Source organism: Microbulbifer maximicatervae (SeqCode), from assembly GCF_052467385.1.
Genome location: NZ_CP174311.1, coordinates 4,905,877 through 4,925,526 on the forward strand (window position 1 = coordinate 4,905,877; position 19,650 = coordinate 4,925,526).

The following is a 19,650-nucleotide window of genomic DNA, read 5'->3' on the forward strand; positions in this document are numbered from 1 at the left end:
AGACAAGGGATTCATAAATATCTATCTTTTTTGATAGTTAAATCATATTTTAGATAGCATGAAGACAATCGCTATCAGTATTCTCGGTACCAGTAAGGACCGGCGCGGCAAAGGCGACAAGCGCTGGGATAAGTGGCGCCCAAACATTTCCATGTGCCAGCACGATGACCTATTGATCGATAGGCTGGAGCTCCTTTTCGACAACCACTCGAGAAGCCTGGCTGACCAGGTCACAGAAGATATTGCGCGGGTCTCTCCAGAGACCGAAGTGGTCCACCACCGGGTGAACTTCAATGACCCTTGGGATTTCGAGAGCGTGTATAGCAATCTGCTGGATTTCGCCCGCGCCTATAGCTTCAAGCCGGATGACGAGCAGTACCTGGTGCATATCACCACCGGTACCCATGTAGCTCAGATCTGCTTGTACCTGTTAACAGAGGCGGGGTATTTCCCCGGGCGTCTGCTGCAAACTTCCCCGGCGCGAAAGAACAGTAGCTTGCCGGGCGAATACCAAATCATCGATTTGGACCTGTCCAAATACGACCAGATTGCCTCGCGCTTCCAGAGGGAACACCAGGAGGGCACCACCTATCTGAAGGGGGGAATCGAGACCAACAATCTCGCTTTTAACCAGATGATCGAGCAGCTGGAGCAGGTATCGATTCGCTCCGACGCCCCCATACTAATTACCGGTCCCACAGGGGCAGGTAAATCCCAGCTGGCCCAGCGTGTCTTTGAACTACGCAAGCAGCGGGGCAAGCTGGAAGGTGGCCTGGTAGCCGTTAACTGCGCCACCCTGCGCGGCGAAAATGCCATGTCCGCCCTGTTCGGCCATCGTAAAGGCGCCTATACCGGTGCCACCACCCACCGTCCAGGCTTGCTAATGGAAGCAGATAAGGGCCTGCTGTTTCTCGATGAAATCGGTGAGTTGGGACTGGACGAGCAGGCCATGTTATTGCGTGCGATTGAGCATAAACGCTTTATGCCTTTCGGCTCTGATAAGGAAGTAAGCAGTCACTTCCAGCTGATCACCGGTACCAACCGGGATCTGGTACAGCTCTGCCAAGAAGGTAAATTTCGTGCGGACCTGCTCGCCCGTATCGATCTGTGGACCTACCGACTTCCTTCTCTACGAGAGCGTATTGAAGACCTGGAACCCAATATAGATTTTGAGCTGGAGGCTTTCTCCAGGAAATCCGGGCATCTTGTCAGCTTTAATAGAGCAGCACGGGAAAAGTACCTGAGTTTTGGGCGCTCCCGCGAGGCCAGCTGGTCTGCGAACTTTCGCGACCTTAACGCCAGTATCCTGCGTATGGGTACCCTCGCCGACGGTGGGCGTATCACGACTCAGGTAGTGGAAGAGGAAATCCATAGGTTGCGAATTAAATGGCAAAACCCACTCACAGATTCATCGCTACCCCTTGCCCGTATCGAAACACTGTTGGGGCGTGACCACATCGAGCAGATGGATTACTACGAGCAAATCAAACTAGCTGGGCTAATTCAGGTTTGTGCAGATTCCAATTCGATGGCAGAGGCCGGACGCAAATTATTTCAAGTGAGCCGCACCTCAAAAAAATCCAACAACGACTCACACCGGGTACGCCAACTTTTAGATAAATACGGTCTTAAATTCGACCAGTTGAATAAAACATAGAGGCCCTCTGGCATCTTTTTTTGTTAGTCTGATTCCAAAAGCCGGACGCTGGATCATGGAATGAGATACACCTATTTGACTCCGTTTATTTTCTTACTCAGCGCCTGTGAGCCAACCCAGTTCGCAGGTGGTACCGCCTTGCCAGATGGCTCTGTTTACAAAGGCGAGATGCTTAACGGTCTGTTTCATGGGCAGGGTCAGCTCGAATGGCCCAATGGCAGCCATTATCGTGGCGACTTTCGAGAAGGTCGCATGACAGGTGAAGGTGAGTTAACTGGAAGTGATGGCTGTAGCTATGAAGGGGAGTTCCTAAACGGAGAATTCCATGGCAAAGGCCGCTATAACTGTGATGAAACCGAATGGGCGGGAGAATTCCATGAAGGGGAGCTGCAAAGCGGTACTTTAAATTGGGATGAAGATGGGAGCTATCATGGTGAATTTTTAGACTTTGATCCCCACGGTGAAGGCAAACTCACTGCAGAAGATGGCAGCTTTTATCAGGGCAGCTTTGAAAACGGTTTTTTAATACAAGGTAGCTATTCGGATAGCGATGGTCATCGTTATACCGGCAATTTCGAATACGGCTCCTATTCCGGCGAAGGTGAACTCACACAGCCCGACGGTACGATTATCCGTGCTACTTTCCGCTATGGAGAAGCAGAAGGTGAAGGTATGCGAATTATTGCCGATGCTGAAGGTAACAAAATTGAAGAGCCTGGTTATTTCTCCGATGGCACTTATTACCCCAGCGAAGACGCCTGGCGCGCACAGACGGATATTCCCGGTGCCCAAGCAGAAGCCAGGCTCTACAGTGAGAGTGAGCGCTTACATAATGCTATAGAAGCCCTCCCCTCACAGAGACCTGGCGTACGCGATACTTACACCCTACTGATAGGTGGTGACGGTACCTCTCCAGTATTTGCCAGGGAGCTGGACTGGGTGGCAGAGCGCCTCGATGAAGCCTTTAGCATTGACCAACGTATGCTACGCCTCAGTAACGGCGGCGGATACGGTTTCCCCCTGGCTACCCGCACCAGTATCCAGGAAAGCCTTAATGCAATTGATCAGTTAATGGACCCCAAAGAAGATTTACTTCTCATACACCTGGTCAGCCATGGTGCTCGAAATGGAGATTTCAAAATTGCCGAGGGGGAGATTCCCCTAAATGATTTCTCACTGAAAGATGGGCAACGATTGCTGGACAATATTAACGCCCAGTACCAGTGGATCGTTGTTTCAGCCTGCTTTTCCGGTCAATGGGTAGAAGCCCTACATAGCCCCAATCGGGTCATCTTTACTTCGGCCGCTGCGGATCGCAGCTCCTTTGGATGTAGCGATGATTCCGAGCGCACCTGGTTTAGTTCCGCGCTTTACGGTGAAGCCCTCAATCAGGGAGTGAATAATCCTGAGGCATGGTTTGAAGCCGCCAAGTTAAAAGTAACCGAGATGGAACAGGAACAGGGGATTAAAAGAAGCCGCCACTCCCTGCCCCAATATTCAGTGGGAGAGAATTTCCTAATGTGGTGGCATGGAAAAAAATCGATTTATTAATTTTGGAATTCCGGTGCAAACCGACTAAAAAATTATTTTTGGTACTATTCACTATCTACCATAATACCAAGCGAAAGGAGATACCTTCTTGGAGTTCGCTAGCCTCTCTGTAGAGTTATTGTTTATATTGTTTTTCGTCGCTGTTATTGCGGGCCTACTTGATACACTAGCAGGTGGGGGCGGCCTGATAACTGTACCGGCCCTTATTCTTAGTGGCGTCCCGCCACTAGCTGCCTTGGGCACCAATAAATTACAAGGCAGTATTGGTACTGCAACTGCTACCTACATGATGCTTAAAAACAACAAGATCAGTTGGGATGGAATTAAAAATCTAATGCTATTTGCCTTTATTGGCGCAGCCATGGGCACAATAGCAGTACAGTTCATTAATACTGATGTTTTGTCATTTATTATCCCTGCTGTTCTTTTATTTATCGCTATTTATTTTATAGTTTCTCCATCCCTTACTCATAGTAGTACTAAACCCAAGGTCTCAAGAAAGAAATACCAATATGGCGTAATCCCATTTATTGGTTACTATGATGGTATGTTTGGCCCCGGAACTGGATCATTTTTTGCCTTATCAGGCGTTGCCTGTAGAGGACAGGATTTACTAACCTCCACGGCCAATGCAAAACCTCTCAATTTTTCCACTAATATCGCATCTTTAATCGTATTCTTATTTGCCGGTCAAATTTTATGGGTTGCGGGAATCTTAATGATGATTGGACAAGTTATAGGTGCCTGGCTGGGATCTCATTTTCTATTTAAAATTAATCCTGGTTATTTACGGGGAATGGTAGTTCTTATGTGTGGTGGAATGTTAATAAAATATATCCACTCTATGGGATGGATAGATTATATCTTCTGAAGGGTATGGAGGTGGCTGGAACTCAGAAAAATCAGATTAAACATTGAGACTTTGGATTGTTTTATGGAGCATCTAAAAAGATCTTTAATGAACTTCTTTTTTAAGCTCCATCAACTCCTTCTTGATCTCGGTGATTTGATTCGATAGCTTGCTCTCAAAATCCTCATTGATTATCGACATATACTGCTCAAACCGGCTCTGTTTTATTAGATATTCTAATCTCTCTAGCAATTCATCATTGGAAACTCTTCTCCTGGCTCGTTTCCTGGTTAATTTTATCAGTGGCTTTACCCAGTCAGGCAGTCGATAATAAATATTTTGAAACCCTCTGCTCATGGAGTATCTAAAACCATTTTTCCGTATATAGCTAGATAGCTTTGATGGTAGCAACCTATAAAATAGATTTAAATATTTATCCATCTTATTGCAGTCAGAATACCACTCTTTCACCAAACTCTGCTTATCTCTGTCCAACTTCAGATTGCCCAAAGCTTCATTAAATTCTCTTTTTGTATATTTTTCGACTAATTTTGATTTGGTTAATAGAGAAATTACTTTTTTATCACCATAAAGCGGTCGTAATTCTATCAAATACAGCAACCAACATCCCAGAAGATCATTCTTATAATCCGCATCTCTAGCATTTTTTGTTAAGTAGTCAAATACAAAGTGGTATTGATTCACCAATCGCTGAACCATTAGATCACTTTTCTTTTCATCTATGTTGACTAAACTATACGACCCAATATCTGGTAAAACTAATATTGATTTAGCCTTGACGGTTGTTATCCAATGTAGAGAGTGACCATTAACGCAGGAACCCAAAATAAATTCGAATAGTTTATTTCCACAAACAAAGTCCCTGCGATAAAACCTCCTGACATTTATAGAATTTATTTTTAAAACAAACCTGGATTTATCATCAATGGATTCTGAGAATTTTTGTAGGGGTTTATTATGGCTAAAAAATACTACATCAGGATTCTCACTATTGACTATATCCTGTAATTTAGGAATCAATGTAGGGTACCAACAATCTCCCTCATCGATAAATCCAACATACTCTCCTAAAGTATTTTTTACTCCAAATTCAAAAATTAGCTGGTCATCAATCTGTGAAGTACTCGGAATATGAATACTTCGAATTCTGGGCATTGAACCTGTAAAGTTATTAATCCGGCTTCGCTCATCATTTTCGCAAAAATGAAGAACAAGTATCTCTATGTCCTTGTACTGCTGTCGAATAATACTCTGTAGACAGGTATTGAGATAGACACCGCTAGACTTTGAAATAACGACAATCGAAATCATGCGTATACCACTGAAGTTCGGTAATCTAATACAGAATTAGCAATATCTGGATCTTTGTCAAAGAGCATTCTCAAATCCGCATTACTCAATGATAGAAAAGATCTTGTAAACTGAGATTTAAAGCTCCCCCTATACTCTTCGTCAAGATTACGCCAGCACCAGTTAAACAATGCTAACTTGCTTTTGACATACAAGTGGTAAAATCTATCTCTAAGATTAATATTCTTATTAAAGAAGTCTTCAATCTCATCAAAAACCTGTAATACAGATATACGCCGTGCATCTGAAATATTTGACAGCCTATTTCCTGTGGAATCTACATTATGAGTACAAAAAGGGGATTCAAATAATGCAATATCTTTAGCATTTGTAAGCAAATTCCAATGTGCTAACACATCATTATGTACAGGCGTTTGTGAAAATCTAAGGGAAACCCTTTTTGCATAACTGGTTTTAATCAATCTATTCCAAGGGAAGGGTGTTAAACATAGAATGCTATCATGATCAAAAGTGGAAAAAGTCCTGTTACCAAAGGTTCTAATCGCCCTATAGAAAATGAAATTGTCATCACCTGCCATACCGAGATTAATAGTGCTTCCCGGAAATCTACACTGATAGGCCATCAACAATACATCACTGTTAACTTTTGTAGCCATTGAAACAGCTCGATCCAACATATTTGGGAGGATTAGATCATCGGCATCAAAAAATAAAGTCAGCGGTTCAGCTATTTCATCGAGAGCACTATTCCTACAGTAGCCTGCCCCATTGTTTCCATCGTTTAAAATAATTTTATATGGGATTCTATTTTTCTGAAGAAAATCAGCGGCCAACCCAACCGTGGTATCTGAGGAATTATCGTCAGATAAGTAAATTTTTACATCAGTCGTATTATTATGAACAATAGAGTTCAACGTATTAACAATATTATTTTTTTCATTGTATGTTGGTATCACCACCCCAACTTTACTGTTAGGCATACAAACTCTCTTTATAATTCTCTCAATTATCCCAAAGCAGCAGAATTAAATGTAAACTCAATAAGTAAATTAATTTGAATATAATCAAGTCTGATAAAGGCTGTACCACTTAAAGTAGACAGCTATACACCTTTTTTCAAACTTATTGATCGATGATTTGCTTAAGCTAGATGATTTCGGGAAGGCTAAGGTATACAGCAAAAGAATTAGACGCCTACTCAAGGCGCCTAGATTTACCAGAACCAATTCTTAGAGTTTTGATTAGGTGCTATATGGCAAGAATAATGTCTTCAATCGGCTTATCAAATTTTATTAAATCTTTATTTTTCTCATCCTTATAAAGCTTGATATAAGCTTTAAACATAGCTGAAGGTGATTCCTGCAAAAGTGAAATCAGATAATCCCTACCCTTTAACTCTTCGATTCTATTGCCGATATAGAAACCTACAAAATACAACGGGCTATCCCATACTGCAGAAAAACCCAAATGATAGATTTTGTTGAAGTCTAAACTTGAGTCACGGCATGCACGAAAAAGCACTGTTTCAAATAAAACAAAGTTACTATCTATTCGCTGTAAATTTCTTTTAAATTTTTTCTTAAACCATTCTGTGTACTCTTTTCCGCCTGTAACACTTAATGGAGAACCCACAATAGAGGCTATCCCCTCCAGGCGGGTTTGATTTAAGATTTTCTCACAATTAGAGTCTGGATTTTTTTCCTTCCCATAAAAATTTGACTGCGCAACGTGATATAACTCATGTGTTGAAAGTGTCAGTAAACCTTCATAATCGCCTTTAAAATACTGCAGCGCAATATAAAAGTTATCATCATGGGCCCAACCGTCAGAAGTTCCCCCAACTACTATAAAAATATTAGTATCAAAGAAAATATCTTTAGGAGAATAATCACCAACGCCCCTCTTTACACTGTTTAAGTATTGCTGAGGATTGCGCTTTATTATCTTGAGTATATCTTCAACTTCGGACAACCGTTCATTTAACTGTTGAAACCTAAAGGGATCATTTTTAACTGGATTACCTTCAACAACATCGATCAAACTAGACCGAAATGACTCTGCATTGGCTTTATTGTCAAATCTTGAGGTTTGATGGATCGTTGCTCGTATCCCCTGCAAACTCATTAGCTGATCTAATTGATCATCAGATACTTTGTCTCCAGATAAAATATCAACTAATCTATCAGCACTCTCAAAATCAATTGTTATATTATCGGTTACTTTCGCTGAGGAAAAAGCCGTAAGGCTTATCAGTGACAAGCCTAAAAAAATCACGCACTTAAAGATATTCATTTTACCTCTCGTAAAAATGTAAAGAAAAGAATAACCAGGTATTTAATCTAAAAAGAATGCTTATTGTGTGATTATTAGACCTTTATTGCCTACACAACCTCCACTCCGAATATGAGACAAAAATATTGCATTTTACGCCACTAAAGGAGCTTGTGTTTTCAGCTATCTAAAAGAAAGTTTTGCTTACGACAGAGGACATCTTGACAAGATTGAATCCCACCCGCAGATTGTGAATGGGATTCAGGGTAGGCTTAGGCAGACTTCTGCTCTTCAATAAAGCGCTGCATCCGCTCTTCCAGCATCGAAAGAGGCAAAGCACCATTACTTAGCAGTGCATCGTGAAATGATCGCAAATCAAACTTATCGCCAAGCTCTTTTTCCGCAAGAGCTCGCAGCTGTCGAATTTTAATTTCCCCCATCTTGTAAGATAGCGCCTGACCCGGCCAGGATATATAGCGATCTACTTCTGCACGTACATTAGCCGGAGAGAGGGATGTATTATTGGAAAGAAAGTTTAATGCCTGCTGTCGTGACCACCCCTGAGAATGAATGCCAGTATCAATTACAAGGCGTGCGGCACGCCACATTTCATAGCTGAGTCGCCCAAAGTGCTCATAGGGAGTGGTGTACAGTCCCATCTCTTTACCCAGTCGCTCTGAATAAAGGGCCCAACCTTCTCCATAAGCACTCAGATAAAGGTTGCGACGAAAGTCCGGTACATTCTCAAGCTCTTGCGAGAGAGCATTTTGTAAATGATGCCCCGGTACTGCTTCATGCAAGGTAAGAGCAGGTAGCTCATACAAGGGACGCTGGTCCAGCCCGTGAGTATTCAACCAGTAGGCACCACCGCGAGTACCGCCAATGGCGGCTGGATTATAGGAGGCCGTAGTGTAGTTAGGTGCTATTTCACTGGGAACTGGTACCACGCCATAGGGAGTACGCGGCAATAAATTAAAGAACTCCGGCAATACATAGTCAATCCGCTTGGATATATAGGCCGTTTCCTTGAGCAGCTGTTCCGGCGTTTTAGCGTAAAACTGGGGGGCTGTGCGCAGGAATTGGGTGAATTCTGTAAAGCTGCCCTTAAAGCCTGACTCCTTGATCAGAGCTTTCATTTCCGCGCGGATTCTCTTCACTTCGGCAAGGCCCGTGCGATGAATCTCCACAGGGTCCAGATCCAGGGTCACGTAGTAGCGAATGTTGTGGCGATAGTAGTCGCTACCACCAGGCATCTGTTCAGCACCCAAAGTCTTTGTGGCCGCCTTCAGGTAGTCGCCCTCAAGGAAATCCGCTACCCGTCCAAATGCGGGAATAGCTACTTGCTTAATCACAGCTAAGCCCTGCTCTCGCAGACGCTTCTGCTCATCGGGCGCGATGTTTTGCGGCATCTCAGCAAAAGGCTTATACAAGCTGCTTTTACTGGGATCTTTATATACTTGAGCGCGAACAGTTGGCGCTATACCTTCTACAACGATTTTGGGCAACACAAAGCCAGAGCGAATACCTTCGCGCATGTTGGCAATGTTCTCATCGAAGTAGCGACCAAATTCACCGATACGGGCAATATAGTCCTCGTAGTCGGCGATATCCCTCATCGCCAAACCACTATTTGCCTCAAGCGCACTTGCGTAAAAACTTGAGAAGGTGTTTAGGGGAATTCGGTCGAGAAACAGTTCCTCTTCCTCAACTGAGCTGGCAAGAACCCAAGAGAGAAGCTCACTATTGACGCGGTCTGAAGCACTTAACTTACTTTGATCGATAGCCTCAAGGCGCCGGATAAAGGCCTGCTCAGCCTCTATACGACGTTGACGATCCTCTGCAGTCACCCCGGGCAACTCTCGATTGTAATCGGAAACGCCAACTCGCCCTGCAGTAATCGGGTCTTCCCTCAGCGTGTATTGCCAGTGATCGTTAAGAACACTTTGAAGCTCTTCTGTAGCAGTTGCTGCCCAGGCTGAGGGCATCAATAGGCTAGTGGCAATAAGCGGTCCTGTTAGGGACTTGAGGTAGTAAGTAAGTGATTTCTTGAATTTCACCCTTGGCTCCGTAGTGCTGTTGGTATCTAAAAAGAACAACAGAGCTTGCTCTTTTAGTTACCCTACAGAGTAGGCGTGGCAAGCTTGTACCAGCACTATACACGAAGGATGGATAATAGTGACTCAGCGGAATAGACATACCGCCACAAGCAGGGTGGAGGAGTATAATTTCCTCCACCAAGCGGTCAATCAGCTGGCTTGCGACTCAGGTGGCATGCGCATAACAGCGCACGTCATAGCTCCCACTCAGACCAATGGCATACATAGATGTATTCCAGAAAGAGTTTACAAACCAGTTGCGGAATGCGTTCTTGGTTGGGAACCAGAATTCTCCAAAATTTGGGTCGAAAAACAACACATCTTCCGCAACCCAAGCTGCCATGGCGTGGGCCCCCACCTTACCTGAAATACCGATTTTCTTGTAAGAGCCAGCGCTTCTCGTCGGCTCCCTAATAATTTCATCAGCAAGCGCTGCAGAGTTGCGCATAGTAGTTTGCCCACGATCTAACCGAGGGCCTGTGACCACGTGAATTTGGCGCTGACCATTTGGCCCAGCAATACCCACACCGCCATTATTCTGAAGAGGCAGAATATTGTGAGATTGCAGCCACGTCTCTGAGACCTGATCCTGGTTTGGTGCATTTCCACCAATCTGGTGCAAGGTCATCACATGGAAAAGATGCTGCTCACTCAATGTATTATTGGGGAAGAGCCAATTCCAAAGGCTTCCATCCTCTGCGTGAAATTTGATCCAGTGGGCACTCAGGGATTCACAGACTCCGCCAGCAGTATCCTGGTGTATGGTGATCTGTGCCTTCACCGGATCCAAACATTGACTGAAATTATATTGAAGTGTGCCACCGTGCTGGGCCACAGATCGCTGAACAGGACCAACCCTTGTCCCGGTAAGTGCAAGTACTGTTTTATCAAACCAAATCGGCATGTCCATCTCCCCTATATTCACAATGTAGAAACACTTATTCAGCGATTAGTTAACTGCTTCTGAGAAGTGCTTTCCGGTATATGCATTAGATTGAAACAGAAAATTTACAGGGCAGATAGATGTCCATTTTTTTTTAAAATCGACTCTGGCACTCTTTTATCAGTGCCATAGATAGCAACTCGAAATAGATTGAGGCGCAAGTATTTATTTGACTCTGGCACTATTTTTTATGGGTAGAAATATCATGACTATTTCCTATTAATTCCATGTTAGAACAGACCCAACTACGCTTGCCAGTCAGATTACACGGGCCCTTTAATTCGACTCTGGTACTATTTTTGGTGCAAAAAATTGACCTATGACATGGAAACTATCTAAATGGAAATGTTTTTTTGTAGTTGGCGACAATTGGTTTTATCTTTCCAGAGATAGAGCTTATTACCTCCAGATAATTGCGACTTGAAAATGAGTCAATGATAAGAAGTGAAATAGGTAGAAGTGGTGACAACTAAAAAAGGCAGCCGGGTGAACCCGGCTGCCGAGCGCCCATGGGGGAAGGGCTAAGAGGAAAAAATTGGTAGTGGATTGCTAACCACTAAAAACAGCTACTGCCAATTTATGTGCGGCGAGCGTAAGAACGAACTTCATAGCCACCGCTTAGCCCTACAGAATACATAGAGTTATGCCAAAATGATTGGGTAAACCAATTAAAGAAGGAATTTCTGGATTCGAACCAGAATTCACCAAAGTTGGGGTCAAAGAAAGTAATGTCCTGCGCAACCCAGGCAGCCATTGCATGACCTGCAAAAGTGCCATCAAGACCTATCTTCTTATAGCATCCAGCACCACCCGTCTGATCCAAAATAATCTCCCTGGCCAAAGCATTGGGAGAGAAAACGCCACTCTGGCCTTGCGCTCTACGGGGATTGTGAATACCCCGGATAGTATTTCCTCCCCGGCCATTCGGGAAAGCTCCACCAAATACATTTTGACTGGTAGGGAAGATATTTTGTGTGCTCAGCCAGGCTTCTGTAGTTCTGTCCTGGTTATTCTGTGTGCCCGCCTGTTGCAGGGTCATTACGTGAAATAAGTGCTGTTCATCCAGTGCACCCGCCGGCATTAACCAATCCCACAAGCTCCCTCCATCAGAGTGATACTTGATCCAAAAAGCGGAAAGCGCTTCACAAACACCACCGGAAGTATCTTCGTGAATAGTGATTTGTGCTTTTACCGGATCCTTACACTGGCTGAAGTTGTATGTCAGTTGACCCCGATGATTGGCTACAGATTGTTGTACGGGGTTTACGCGTGTTCCAGTTACAGCGAGAACGGTTTTATCGACCCAAATAGGCATATTCGATCCCTCATTTTATGAGATAAAAACGCTGCACAAATCCTTTTTTAAAAACTGAAAATTTGTAGCGCCTGTGAATTGGGCGGGCATTGAACCAGAAAAGTTCCAGGGCCAACAGAGTATAAAAGCGCTTTTTAAATCGACTCTGGCACTATTTTTTTATCCAGCGTTAATCTTGCCTGAATCCTACTTTGTTGAAATCTATTAGCCGATAATAATCTGGCAACAGACAATATTTAGCCGTTTCTAACTGCGAAGACAAAATAGAGATAAGAAGATATTATTACTTATAAATATTTATCATTCTTAATCTCAAATAAGACGCATAGCAATTTATAGAAAGTACACTTTTACAAAACTCATCAGTTTAAAAAAGTGGCTTGTAACAGCAAACTGCTAGAGTAGGTATGCGAGTAAAAAGCTATGCAATAAATTGCATAAAAAACTAAGCAACAACGTCTGTGCCGGTCTCTTTGCCAGCACACTTTTAGCCACTCAATACAGCACTATAAGTTAGTTGTGAAAAATTTAGGCAGGAATGATTCAACAGCAAAGTGATAGGTAAGATGCCTCGACCAAATTCTGTCCCTAGGCCGTTAACTCCAGGGGATAAAATCCGATCGAGGTTTGGCTAAGCGGTGTTATACCTGCTCTACAGTCTGCTCAATACGTCCAAAGATAGATTGCCCTTGATCATCGAGCATTTCGATGGAAATGGTATTTCCAAAGTCCATAAATGGCGTGCTTGCAGAGCCATTCTGGATGGTCTCAATCATGCGAATCTCGGCAATACAGCTGTAACCAACACCGCCTTCTGCTACAGGCTTACCGGGGCCGCCATCCAACTTATTGGACACCGTTCCAGAGCCAATAATGGTGCCTGCGCAAAGTGGACGAGTTCTGGCCGCGTGGGCGACCAGTTGCCCGAAGTGGAAGGTCATATCCACACCGGCATTGGGCTCGCCAAACTTCTCACCATTCAGATGGGAAACCAGTGGCAGATGCAATTTACCCTCGCTCCAGTTTTCACCCAGCTGTTCAGGGGTTACGCAAACAGGGGAGAAAGCACTAGAGGGTTTGGACTGGTAGAAACCAAATCCTTTGGCCAGTTCCGCAGGTATCAATCCGCGCAGGGATACATCATTGACCAACATTACCAACTTGATATGGGACAGTGCATCCTCAGCGGACACCCCCATAGGAACATCGTCGGTGATCACGGCAATTTCTGCCTCGAAGTCGATGCCAAAGCCATTGCTTTGCGGCATCTTTACCGGCTCGCGTGGATCCAGGAAGGTATCGGAGCCACCTTGATACATGAGCGGATCGCTGTAGAAGCTCTCCGGCACCTCAGCACCGCGGGCTTTGCGCACCAGCTCAACATGATTCACGTAAGCACTACCGTCGGCCCAGTGATATGCGCGCGGTAAAGGCGAAGCACACAGAGTTTGGTCAAAGGCTTCCCCTTGAAGCTCACCATTTTGCAGGTGCTCGTGTAGCTTCTCCAACTCGCTGCTGACTGATGCCCAATTGTCCAACGCACTCTGCATGGTGGGGGCAATATCGCCAGCTGGCACCATACGGGTAAGATCGTCGCTAACAACAACCAATTGGCCATCGCGGCCGGATTTAAGGCTGGCTAACTTCACTGTGCCTCCCCTTCAGTTTTTTCCACAAATTCTTCTTCCCCATGCATCCAGGCGGCGTGCCTTGGGGCTTTTTTAGTACGTGACCACTCTTCCAACATATCCTCAGCAACCCGCTTCAGCTCTTTATGCATTCCGGGCTTGGCGGTATTGGCGGCCAGCTCGATACGATGGCCGTTGGGGTCGAAGAAGTAGATCGACTGGAAGATAGTGTGATTGGTAGGGCCGAGTACGTCGACCCCGGCCGCTTCCAGTCGTGCTTTGGTCTCAAGCATTTCTTCCATGGACTCCACTTCGAAAGCGATGTGCTGCACCCATTTGGGTGTGTTCTCATCGCGCCCCATCTCCGGGGAGTTGGGGATTTCGAAGAAGGCAAGCACATTCCCCATACCCGCATCCATAAAGACGTGCATGTAAGGGTCCGGCTCACCGGTTGAGGGTACCTCGTTTTCGGCAATGGCCAGCTGGAAGTCCATGCCGAGAAGATCGCGGTAGAATTCCACTGTCTCCTTGGCGTCCCTACAGCGATACGCCACGTGGTGAATGCGCTTAATGCCCATTGAAGCCTCCGTTATTATTCCTTTTCTTTAATGACGCCACGCTTGAGCTGGTCGCGCTCAATGGATTCGAACAGGGCCTTAAAGTTACCCTCACCAAACCCTTCATCCTCCTTGCGCTGGATAAACTCAAAGAATACCGGGCCGAGCATATTAGCGGAGAAAATCTGTAGCAGCAGACGTGGTTGGCCGCCCTCAGTGGTGCCATCCAGCAGGATGCCACGGCTCTGGAATTCTTCAGTAGGTTCACCGTGCCCAGGCAGGCGCTCTTCCAGCATTTCGTAGTAGGTGTCCGGCGGCGGGGTCATAAACTCCATGCCGCGCTCTTTCAGGCGATCCCAACAGGCAATTAAGTCATCACAAGCAAAGGCGATATGCTGGATACCTTCGCCGTTGTACTTCATCAGGAACTCTTCGATCTGGCCGCCACCACCAGCTGCTTCTTCGTTCAGCGGAATACGGATCTTGCCATCCGGTGCAGTCATCGCCTTGGACAGCAGGCCGGTGTATTCGCCTTTGATATCGAAGTAACGAATCTCGCGGAAGTTGAACAGGTCTTCGTAATACTTGGCCCAGTAATCCATACGGCCGCGATACACGTTGTGGGTAAGGTGATCCAGAGTGTGGAAACCACAACCTTCGGGGCGGCGCTCTACGCCCTCTTCCCAGATAAAGTCGATATCGTAGATGGACTCACCATCTTCGTAGCGGTCAATCATATACAGGGTCGCACCGCCAATACCTTTGATTGCCGGCAGGTGCAGTTCCATCGGGCCAGTATTCACATGAACAGGCTGTGCACCTTTACGCAGGGCCTCTTCGTAGGCGAACTTGGCATCTTTTACGCGGAAGGCAAGGCCACAAGCGGAGGGACCGTGCTCTTGGGCGTAGTAATAGGCGTGGCTGTTGGGCTCGTAGTTAGTGATGAAGTTGATATCACCCTGGCGCCACAACTCCACTGCCTTGGAGCGGTGACGGGCGATTTTCTCAAAGCCCATGGCGGTAAAAACGGTTTCAAGGATGCCTTTTTCCGGCGCTGTAAACTCTACGAATTCGAAGCCGTTAAGTCCCATCGGGTTTTCAAATAAGTCGGCCATGCGGTCCTCCATTTCTTATCATCGCAGCACTTCAATGCGGGGCTGCGGATTGTGGATTTAAAGCGCAAACGAAGTTAGTTGCAGATGTAACTAATGTCAAGGAACTCTGGATCAGCTAAAAAATGAGTACTAGAAGAGTGTTTTTAGTCACCAGCCTCCAAAGCTAGCGCCTGGGAGAATAACCAGCTGGCAACGGGTCCTTGGACAGGATCGGGAGAGTAATCGGGAGCCGGGTGCGACACAGTGGTTGCGCCACACCCGTGCACAGCCGACCTTATTTACGCGTGCATTTACCGGTATCAGTACGACACATATGATCCTTGTGAAACTTGCCGGTCATCTGGTCGCACTGGGATTTGCTCACATCTCCGGCACAGGCATTTTCGGCATGCTGGCAGCAACCGGTTTCCGCGGTGCCCATTCCTTTATTGCCGTCCATCCCTTCATCTTTCTTGCGCTGTTCGCAGGCAGACAGGGTCAAAACCATCGCCGCGGCCAGTATCCCAATTGAAGCTTTGAGTCTCATAAAGGCCTCCTAAATACCCGGCTTAGCGGCCGGTGACATGGATATCGCGGAATCTGCCGCGCATTGCTTTGTGCGACCCGCGTAGATTTACCCGACATCTCCACCAGCTCAGGGATTTTGCGATTAGGCGCGCCATCCCATTATCACCCTGCAGATTTACCGGGCCATGCATTGACTGTAGCCCACACTGGCAGCGAAACCATCTGACTGACGGGACATTTACGTTAATTTGCCCCTGACAGCCCATCCAAATAACTGAATACCTTTTTGTATTTGCCAGAGCCGGTACAATCGGCCCCCGTTTGTCGGGTAAAAACCCCGCCTGAATGTATTTATTGAGGACCCCCTATGCTTCTCGCCGCTGCTGCCATCATTGCTGGCTTTATTGTGCTGGTCTGGAGTGCCGATCGTTTTGTGGATGGAGCTGCCGCCACTGCTAAACATTGCGGCATGCCCACACTGTTAATAGGCATGGTGATTGTCGGCTTCGGTACTTCCGCTCCGGAAATGGTGGTCTCAGCCATTGCCGCCTTGAATGGCAACCCCGGCCTCGCCCTGGGTAATGCCTACGGTTCCAATATTGCCAATACCGGTTTGATTCTCGGTTTCAGTGCCCTGCTGATCCCACTATCGGTACACTCAAAGATTGTGCGTAAAGAGCTGCCACTGCTGCTGGCAATCACCCTGCTCAGTGGTGCCTTCCTGTGGAATGATCGCTTGGAGCGCTGGGAGGGTATTGTTCTGTTATTCGGTTTCTTCGCCTTGATCGGCTGGAGTATCTTTTCTGCCATGCGCAATAAAGGTGACCAGCTTGAGGGAGAAGTAGAAACTGAGCTGGAAGACAACCCTATGCCACTCGGAACTGCCATATTTTGGTTGGTAGCGGGGCTGGTACTATTGATTGTCAGCTCCCGAATCCTCGTATGGGGAGCAGTAACCATTGCCGAATCTTTGGGGGTCAGTGACCTGGTGATAGGCCTGACTATTGTTGCCCTGGGAACCTCACTGCCGGAACTGGCCGCAACTTTAGTGGCCGCACGAAAAGGTGAGCACGATATCGCCATCGGTAACGTTGTCGGCTCCAATATGTTCAATCTACTGGCGGTGGTTGGCATTGCCGGCACCATTGCTCCCATGAACAACGTACCCCACGAGGTGCTGTCCCGGGACTGGCCGATGGTTCTGGGCCTCACAATTGCCCTGTTTATTTTTGCCTACGGCTTCAAAGGCCAGGGCCGAATCAATCGCTGGGAAGGCTCCGCGCTGCTAATGGCTTACCTCGTATATACCGGCTACCTGGTGGGAACCATTACCAAAGCTGCACTCTGATAATATTCGGGGTGGTGCCGCACCACCCCATAGTTACTGCCTGAATTCACCATAATTCGCCACCTCTACGCCCATTTCTCTTCCCAAAAACTGACTAATATCTGCAACACCTTCCAAGGAAAGTGCAGAGCAGCTTGATGAAGAGAAGCACCATTAGCAAAAGCGTAGCGCTAACAGCCCTATTTGGACTCGGTGCAATTTACCTACTCAATGCCTCTTGGCTGGCGACAGCCCAGCAAGGGGAACCGGTCCTGATTGCCCATCGCGGCGTCTACCAAACTTACAACCGGGATAATTTAACCCGTGATGAATGCACCGCAGTCCGTATCTATACCCCGGAACACCGCTATCTGGAAAACACGATTCCCTCTATGGAAGCTGCCTTTTCTCATGGCGCGGACATTGTCGAAATCGATGTCCATCCCACCACTGATGGCGACTTCGCAGTATTTCACGACTGGACCCTAGACTGCCGCACGGATGGAACAGGTGTCACCCGGGAACAGTCCATAAAGGACTTAAAGAAGCTGGATATTGGTTACGGCTATACCTTTGATGGCGGCAAGACATTTCCTTTTCGTGGCCAGGGGGTGGGTTTACTTCCCACTTTAAAAGAGGTCTTGCTGCACTTTCCCGGCAAGCAGTTTCTAATCAATATTAAGAGTAATGATCCAACAGAAGCAGAGCGATTGGATAACTATCTTCGGCAACACCAATTGCCTATTAATTCCCGGCTCATGGTCTACGGTGGCGATCGCCCAATTAAAAGGATACGGCAGTTGCGGCCAAATGCATTGGCCTTCAGCAAGACAAGCGCCAAACAATGTGCTTTGCAATATGCACTGTTCGGTTGGAGTGGCTACTTTCCCGAGTCTTGCCGGAACAGTATTGTTGTTGCACCCAATACTTGGCGATGGGCTTTGTGGGGCTGGCCCAATCGCTACTCTGAACGAGTGGCCAAAGCCAATAGCTTGGTGATGGCAGTGGACCATAAAAATGGCAAGCGGGGCTTGCCCGGTATTTACACACTGGAAGAGCTCAGTTTTCTACCCGAAGGATATAGCGGAGCTATTTGGATTGAGAAGATCGAGCTGATTGGCCCATATCTAAAATCAAGACAATAGATAACCTTAGCGTTTTCGACCTTTCTCCAGCCGTGCCAGATGCGCCTGAAGACGCTCTATTTCTTCCAACAGCTCTATCGCTAATGCAGCGCCGGCAAGATTTACCCCCAGATCTCGCTCCAGGCTGTAAACCCGGCGCACACGGCGCACACAAATTCCGCTAAAGCGCCACTGCACTTCCCTGCTACGCGGCTCAATAATTCCCTCCTCAACCAAGGCAATAATGCGCTCCGCCGGTACACCACAAGCCCGACACAGTTCACTCAAAGTTAACTCACTCTCTTCATCCAGGAGAACACCGCTAAGCTGCTCAACCTTTTTAGGCATCACAATTATCCTCCCATGGACTGGCGGGGATTGAAGTTGAATGCGTCGCCAAACTGACGGTATGCCTCGCGTTCATTATCAGTAGTGGCTGGCGGCGTAACAGTTTGCATCACTATATACATATCCCCCGGCTGCTTTGCCGGGATACCGCGGCCCTTGAGGCGCAGTTTTTTACCATTGGTGCTGTTTGCTGGAATGGTCACTTTAATGGGACCATCGGGAGTGGGTACCTGAACCTTGGCTCCAAGCGTTATCTCCCAGGGAGCCAAAGGCAAATCCAGGTAAACCGTTTTACCTTCTGTATGGAAAAGGGGATGAGAGTTGAAAGCAATTTCCAGGTAGAGATCACCAGGCTTACCTTCTCCAATGCCAGGCTCACCCTGTCCAGCCAAGCGAATCTGTTGCCCTTCAGTGATCCCCTTGGGAATTTTTATATTAAGAGTGCGCTCACGCAGTTGCGGTCGCCCATCTGCACCCAATACCGAGTGCTTTAAGGTTACTTGGCGTGTACCGCCACGATAACTATCTTCGAGATCTACTGTGATGCGGGCATAGGTATTTTCACCCTGGGCACTGTAAGAGCGGCGCTGCCCTTGCCCATAAGCCTGACGAAACCCGCCGCGGCCAAACAAGCTTTCAAAGAAGTCACTAAAAGCTTCAGGATCAGCTTCGGTATATCCACCACCGTGAAACTCAAAACCCTGGTCCCAATTGGGGGGTGGTCGGAAATCCTGGCCAGACTGAAAACCACTGCCGAGCTGATCGTAAGCAGCTCGCTTCTCTGGGTCCTTCAATACTTCATAGGCCTCATTTACTTCCTTAAAGTGTTCTTCGGCGCCCTCCTCTTTGCTGACATCCGGATGATATTTACGTGCTAATTTTCGATAGGCACGCTTAATCTGTGCCTGATCCGCACTCCGATCCAGGCCGAGTATTTTGTAATAGTCCTTGTATTCCATGGCTTTAATAAAAGCCAAAGATGGTCCATTTTGCCATGCATAATTTAATTAACTAGCAGAAGAATATGTC

Annotated in this window: 17 protein-coding genes; 5 read left to right on the forward strand and 12 right to left on the reverse strand. The window is 46.6% G+C overall.

The genetic code is table 11. The features are described from left to right. Positions 1-58 precede the first annotated feature (58 nt). The 3 genes from rtcR (at position 59) to ACJJIR_RS21005 (ending at position 4,079) form a co-directional block, all read left to right on the forward strand. Positions 59-1,657, forward strand: a complete 1,599-nt coding sequence (gene rtcR, locus ACJJIR_RS20995) for an RNA repair transcriptional activator RtcR (RefSeq protein ID WP_444906705.1) — start codon at positions 59-61, stop codon at positions 1,655-1,657. Between the two features lie 60 nt (positions 1,658-1,717). Beyond that, positions 1,718-3,208 (forward strand): C13 family peptidase, encoded by a 1,491-nt coding sequence (locus ACJJIR_RS21000; protein ID WP_444906706.1) that lies wholly within the window; start codon positions 1,718-1,720, stop codon positions 3,206-3,208. Between the two features lie 88 nt (positions 3,209-3,296). After that, the gene (locus ACJJIR_RS21005; protein ID WP_444906707.1) at positions 3,297-4,079 is read left to right on the forward strand and encodes a TSUP family transporter; all 783 of its coding nucleotides are present in this window, start codon (positions 3,297-3,299) and stop codon (positions 4,077-4,079) included. An 84-nt stretch (positions 4,080-4,163) separates the two neighbouring features. Here the strand turns inward: ACJJIR_RS21005 and ACJJIR_RS21010 are convergent, their stop codons facing one another. From ACJJIR_RS21010 to ACJJIR_RS21055, 10 genes are all read right to left on the reverse strand, one after another. Then, positions 4,164-5,390 (reverse strand): glycosyltransferase family 2 protein, encoded by a 1,227-nt coding sequence (locus ACJJIR_RS21010; protein WP_444906708.1) that lies wholly within the window; start codon positions 5,388-5,390, stop codon positions 4,164-4,166. Continuing rightward, positions 5,387-6,370, reverse strand: coding sequence for a glycosyltransferase family A protein (locus tag ACJJIR_RS21015; protein ID WP_444906709.1), 984 nt, complete (start codon positions 6,368-6,370; stop codon positions 5,387-5,389). Before ACJJIR_RS21015 ends, ACJJIR_RS21010 begins: the two co-directional genes overlap by 4 nt. Positions 6,371-6,638: 268 nt before the next feature. Beyond that, positions 6,639-7,682 (reverse strand): DUF5700 domain-containing putative Zn-dependent protease, encoded by a 1,044-nt coding sequence (locus ACJJIR_RS21020; protein ID WP_444906710.1) that lies wholly within the window; start codon positions 7,680-7,682, stop codon positions 6,639-6,641. 251 nt (positions 7,683-7,933) lie between these two features. Beyond that, on the reverse strand, positions 7,934-9,718 hold the full coding sequence (locus ACJJIR_RS21025) for a DUF885 domain-containing protein (protein ID WP_444906711.1): 1,785 nt from the start codon (positions 9,716-9,718) through the stop codon (positions 7,934-7,936). A gap of 205 nt (positions 9,719-9,923) precedes the next feature. Further along, positions 9,924-10,661, reverse strand: coding sequence for a YopT-type cysteine protease domain-containing protein (locus ACJJIR_RS21030; RefSeq protein WP_413663975.1), 738 nt, complete (start codon positions 10,659-10,661; stop codon positions 9,924-9,926). 616 nt (positions 10,662-11,277) lie between these two features. Next, positions 11,278-12,015, reverse strand: a complete 738-nt coding sequence (locus tag ACJJIR_RS21035; protein WP_444906712.1) for a YopT-type cysteine protease domain-containing protein — start codon at positions 12,013-12,015, stop codon at positions 11,278-11,280. A 641-nt stretch (positions 12,016-12,656) separates the two neighbouring features. Next, positions 12,657-13,664, reverse strand: a complete 1,008-nt coding sequence (locus tag ACJJIR_RS21040) for a fumarylacetoacetate hydrolase family protein (RefSeq protein ID WP_444906713.1) — start codon at positions 13,662-13,664, stop codon at positions 12,657-12,659. Next, entirely contained in the window at positions 13,661-14,164 is a 504-nt protein-coding gene (locus tag ACJJIR_RS21045) for a VOC family protein (RefSeq protein ID WP_444906714.1), read from the reverse strand. Before ACJJIR_RS21045 ends, ACJJIR_RS21040 begins: the two co-directional genes overlap by 4 nt. A 71-nt stretch (positions 14,165-14,235) precedes the next feature. Next, on the reverse strand, positions 14,236-15,315 hold the full coding sequence (hppD, locus tag ACJJIR_RS21050) for a 4-hydroxyphenylpyruvate dioxygenase (RefSeq protein WP_444906715.1): 1,080 nt from the start codon (positions 15,313-15,315) through the stop codon (positions 14,236-14,238). 274 nt (positions 15,316-15,589) lie between these two features. Continuing rightward, positions 15,590-15,841 carry a hypothetical protein gene (locus tag ACJJIR_RS21055; protein WP_413663971.1) on the reverse strand — a complete coding sequence of 84 codons (252 nt, stop codon included), beginning with the start codon at positions 15,839-15,841 and terminating at the stop codon, positions 15,590-15,592. Between the two features lie 348 nt (positions 15,842-16,189). On the opposite strand from ACJJIR_RS21055, the gene ACJJIR_RS21060 reads away from it, so the two are divergent. Together ACJJIR_RS21060 and ACJJIR_RS21065 are read left to right on the forward strand one after the other, a co-directional pair. Further along, a complete protein-coding gene (locus tag ACJJIR_RS21060) occupies positions 16,190-17,170 on the forward strand; it encodes a calcium/sodium antiporter (protein WP_413663970.1) in 981 nt (326 codons plus the stop codon). A 137-nt stretch (positions 17,171-17,307) separates the two neighbouring features. After that, a complete protein-coding gene (locus ACJJIR_RS21065) occupies positions 17,308-18,294 on the forward strand; it encodes a glycerophosphodiester phosphodiesterase family protein (protein ID WP_444906716.1) in 987 nt (328 codons plus the stop codon). A 6-nt stretch (positions 18,295-18,300) separates the two neighbouring features. Here ACJJIR_RS21065 and ACJJIR_RS21070 read toward each other — a convergent pair whose 3' ends face one another. Further along, on the reverse strand, positions 18,301-18,621 hold the full coding sequence (locus ACJJIR_RS21070; protein ID WP_413665909.1) for a chaperone modulator CbpM: 321 nt from the start codon (positions 18,619-18,621) through the stop codon (positions 18,301-18,303). 5 nt (positions 18,622-18,626) lie between these two features. Continuing rightward, on the reverse strand, positions 18,627-19,598 hold the full coding sequence (locus tag ACJJIR_RS21075; RefSeq protein ID WP_444906717.1) for a DnaJ C-terminal domain-containing protein: 972 nt from the start codon (positions 19,596-19,598) through the stop codon (positions 18,627-18,629). Between the last annotated feature and the right edge of the window lie 52 nt (positions 19,599-19,650).

Bases quoted from the DNA above. Each gene is read 5' to 3' on its own strand.
- rtcR (WP_444906705.1), top strand. From the start codon at position 59: ATGAAGACAATCGCTATCAGTATTCTCGGTACCAGTAAGGACCGGCGC.
- ACJJIR_RS21000 (WP_444906706.1), top strand. From the start codon at position 1,718: ATGAGATACACCTATTTGACTCCGTTTATTTTCTTACTCAGCGCCTGT.
- ACJJIR_RS21010 (WP_444906708.1), bottom strand. From the start codon at position 5,390: ATGATTTCGATTGTCGTTATTTCAAAGTCTAGCGGTGTCTATCTCAAT.
- ACJJIR_RS21015 (WP_444906709.1), bottom strand. From the start codon at position 6,370: ATGCCTAACAGTAAAGTTGGGGTGGTGATACCAACATACAATGAAAAA.
- ACJJIR_RS21020 (WP_444906710.1), bottom strand. From the start codon at position 7,682: ATGAATATCTTTAAGTGCGTGATTTTTTTAGGCTTGTCACTGATAAGC.
- ACJJIR_RS21030 (WP_413663975.1), bottom strand. From the start codon at position 10,661: ATGCCGATTTGGTTTGATAAAACAGTACTTGCACTTACCGGGACAAGG.
- ACJJIR_RS21035 (WP_444906712.1), bottom strand. From the start codon at position 12,015: ATGCCTATTTGGGTCGATAAAACCGTTCTCGCTGTAACTGGAACACGC.
- hppD (WP_444906715.1), bottom strand. From the start codon at position 15,315: ATGGCCGACTTATTTGAAAACCCGATGGGACTTAACGGCTTCGAATTC.
- ACJJIR_RS21055 (WP_413663971.1), bottom strand. From the start codon at position 15,841: ATGAGACTCAAAGCTTCAATTGGGATACTGGCCGCGGCGATGGTTTTG.
- ACJJIR_RS21060 (WP_413663970.1), top strand. From the start codon at position 16,190: ATGCTTCTCGCCGCTGCTGCCATCATTGCTGGCTTTATTGTGCTGGTC.
- ACJJIR_RS21065 (WP_444906716.1), top strand. From the start codon at position 17,308: ATGAAGAGAAGCACCATTAGCAAAAGCGTAGCGCTAACAGCCCTATTT.
- ACJJIR_RS21070 (WP_413665909.1), bottom strand. From the start codon at position 18,621: ATGCCTAAAAAGGTTGAGCAGCTTAGCGGTGTTCTCCTGGATGAAGAG.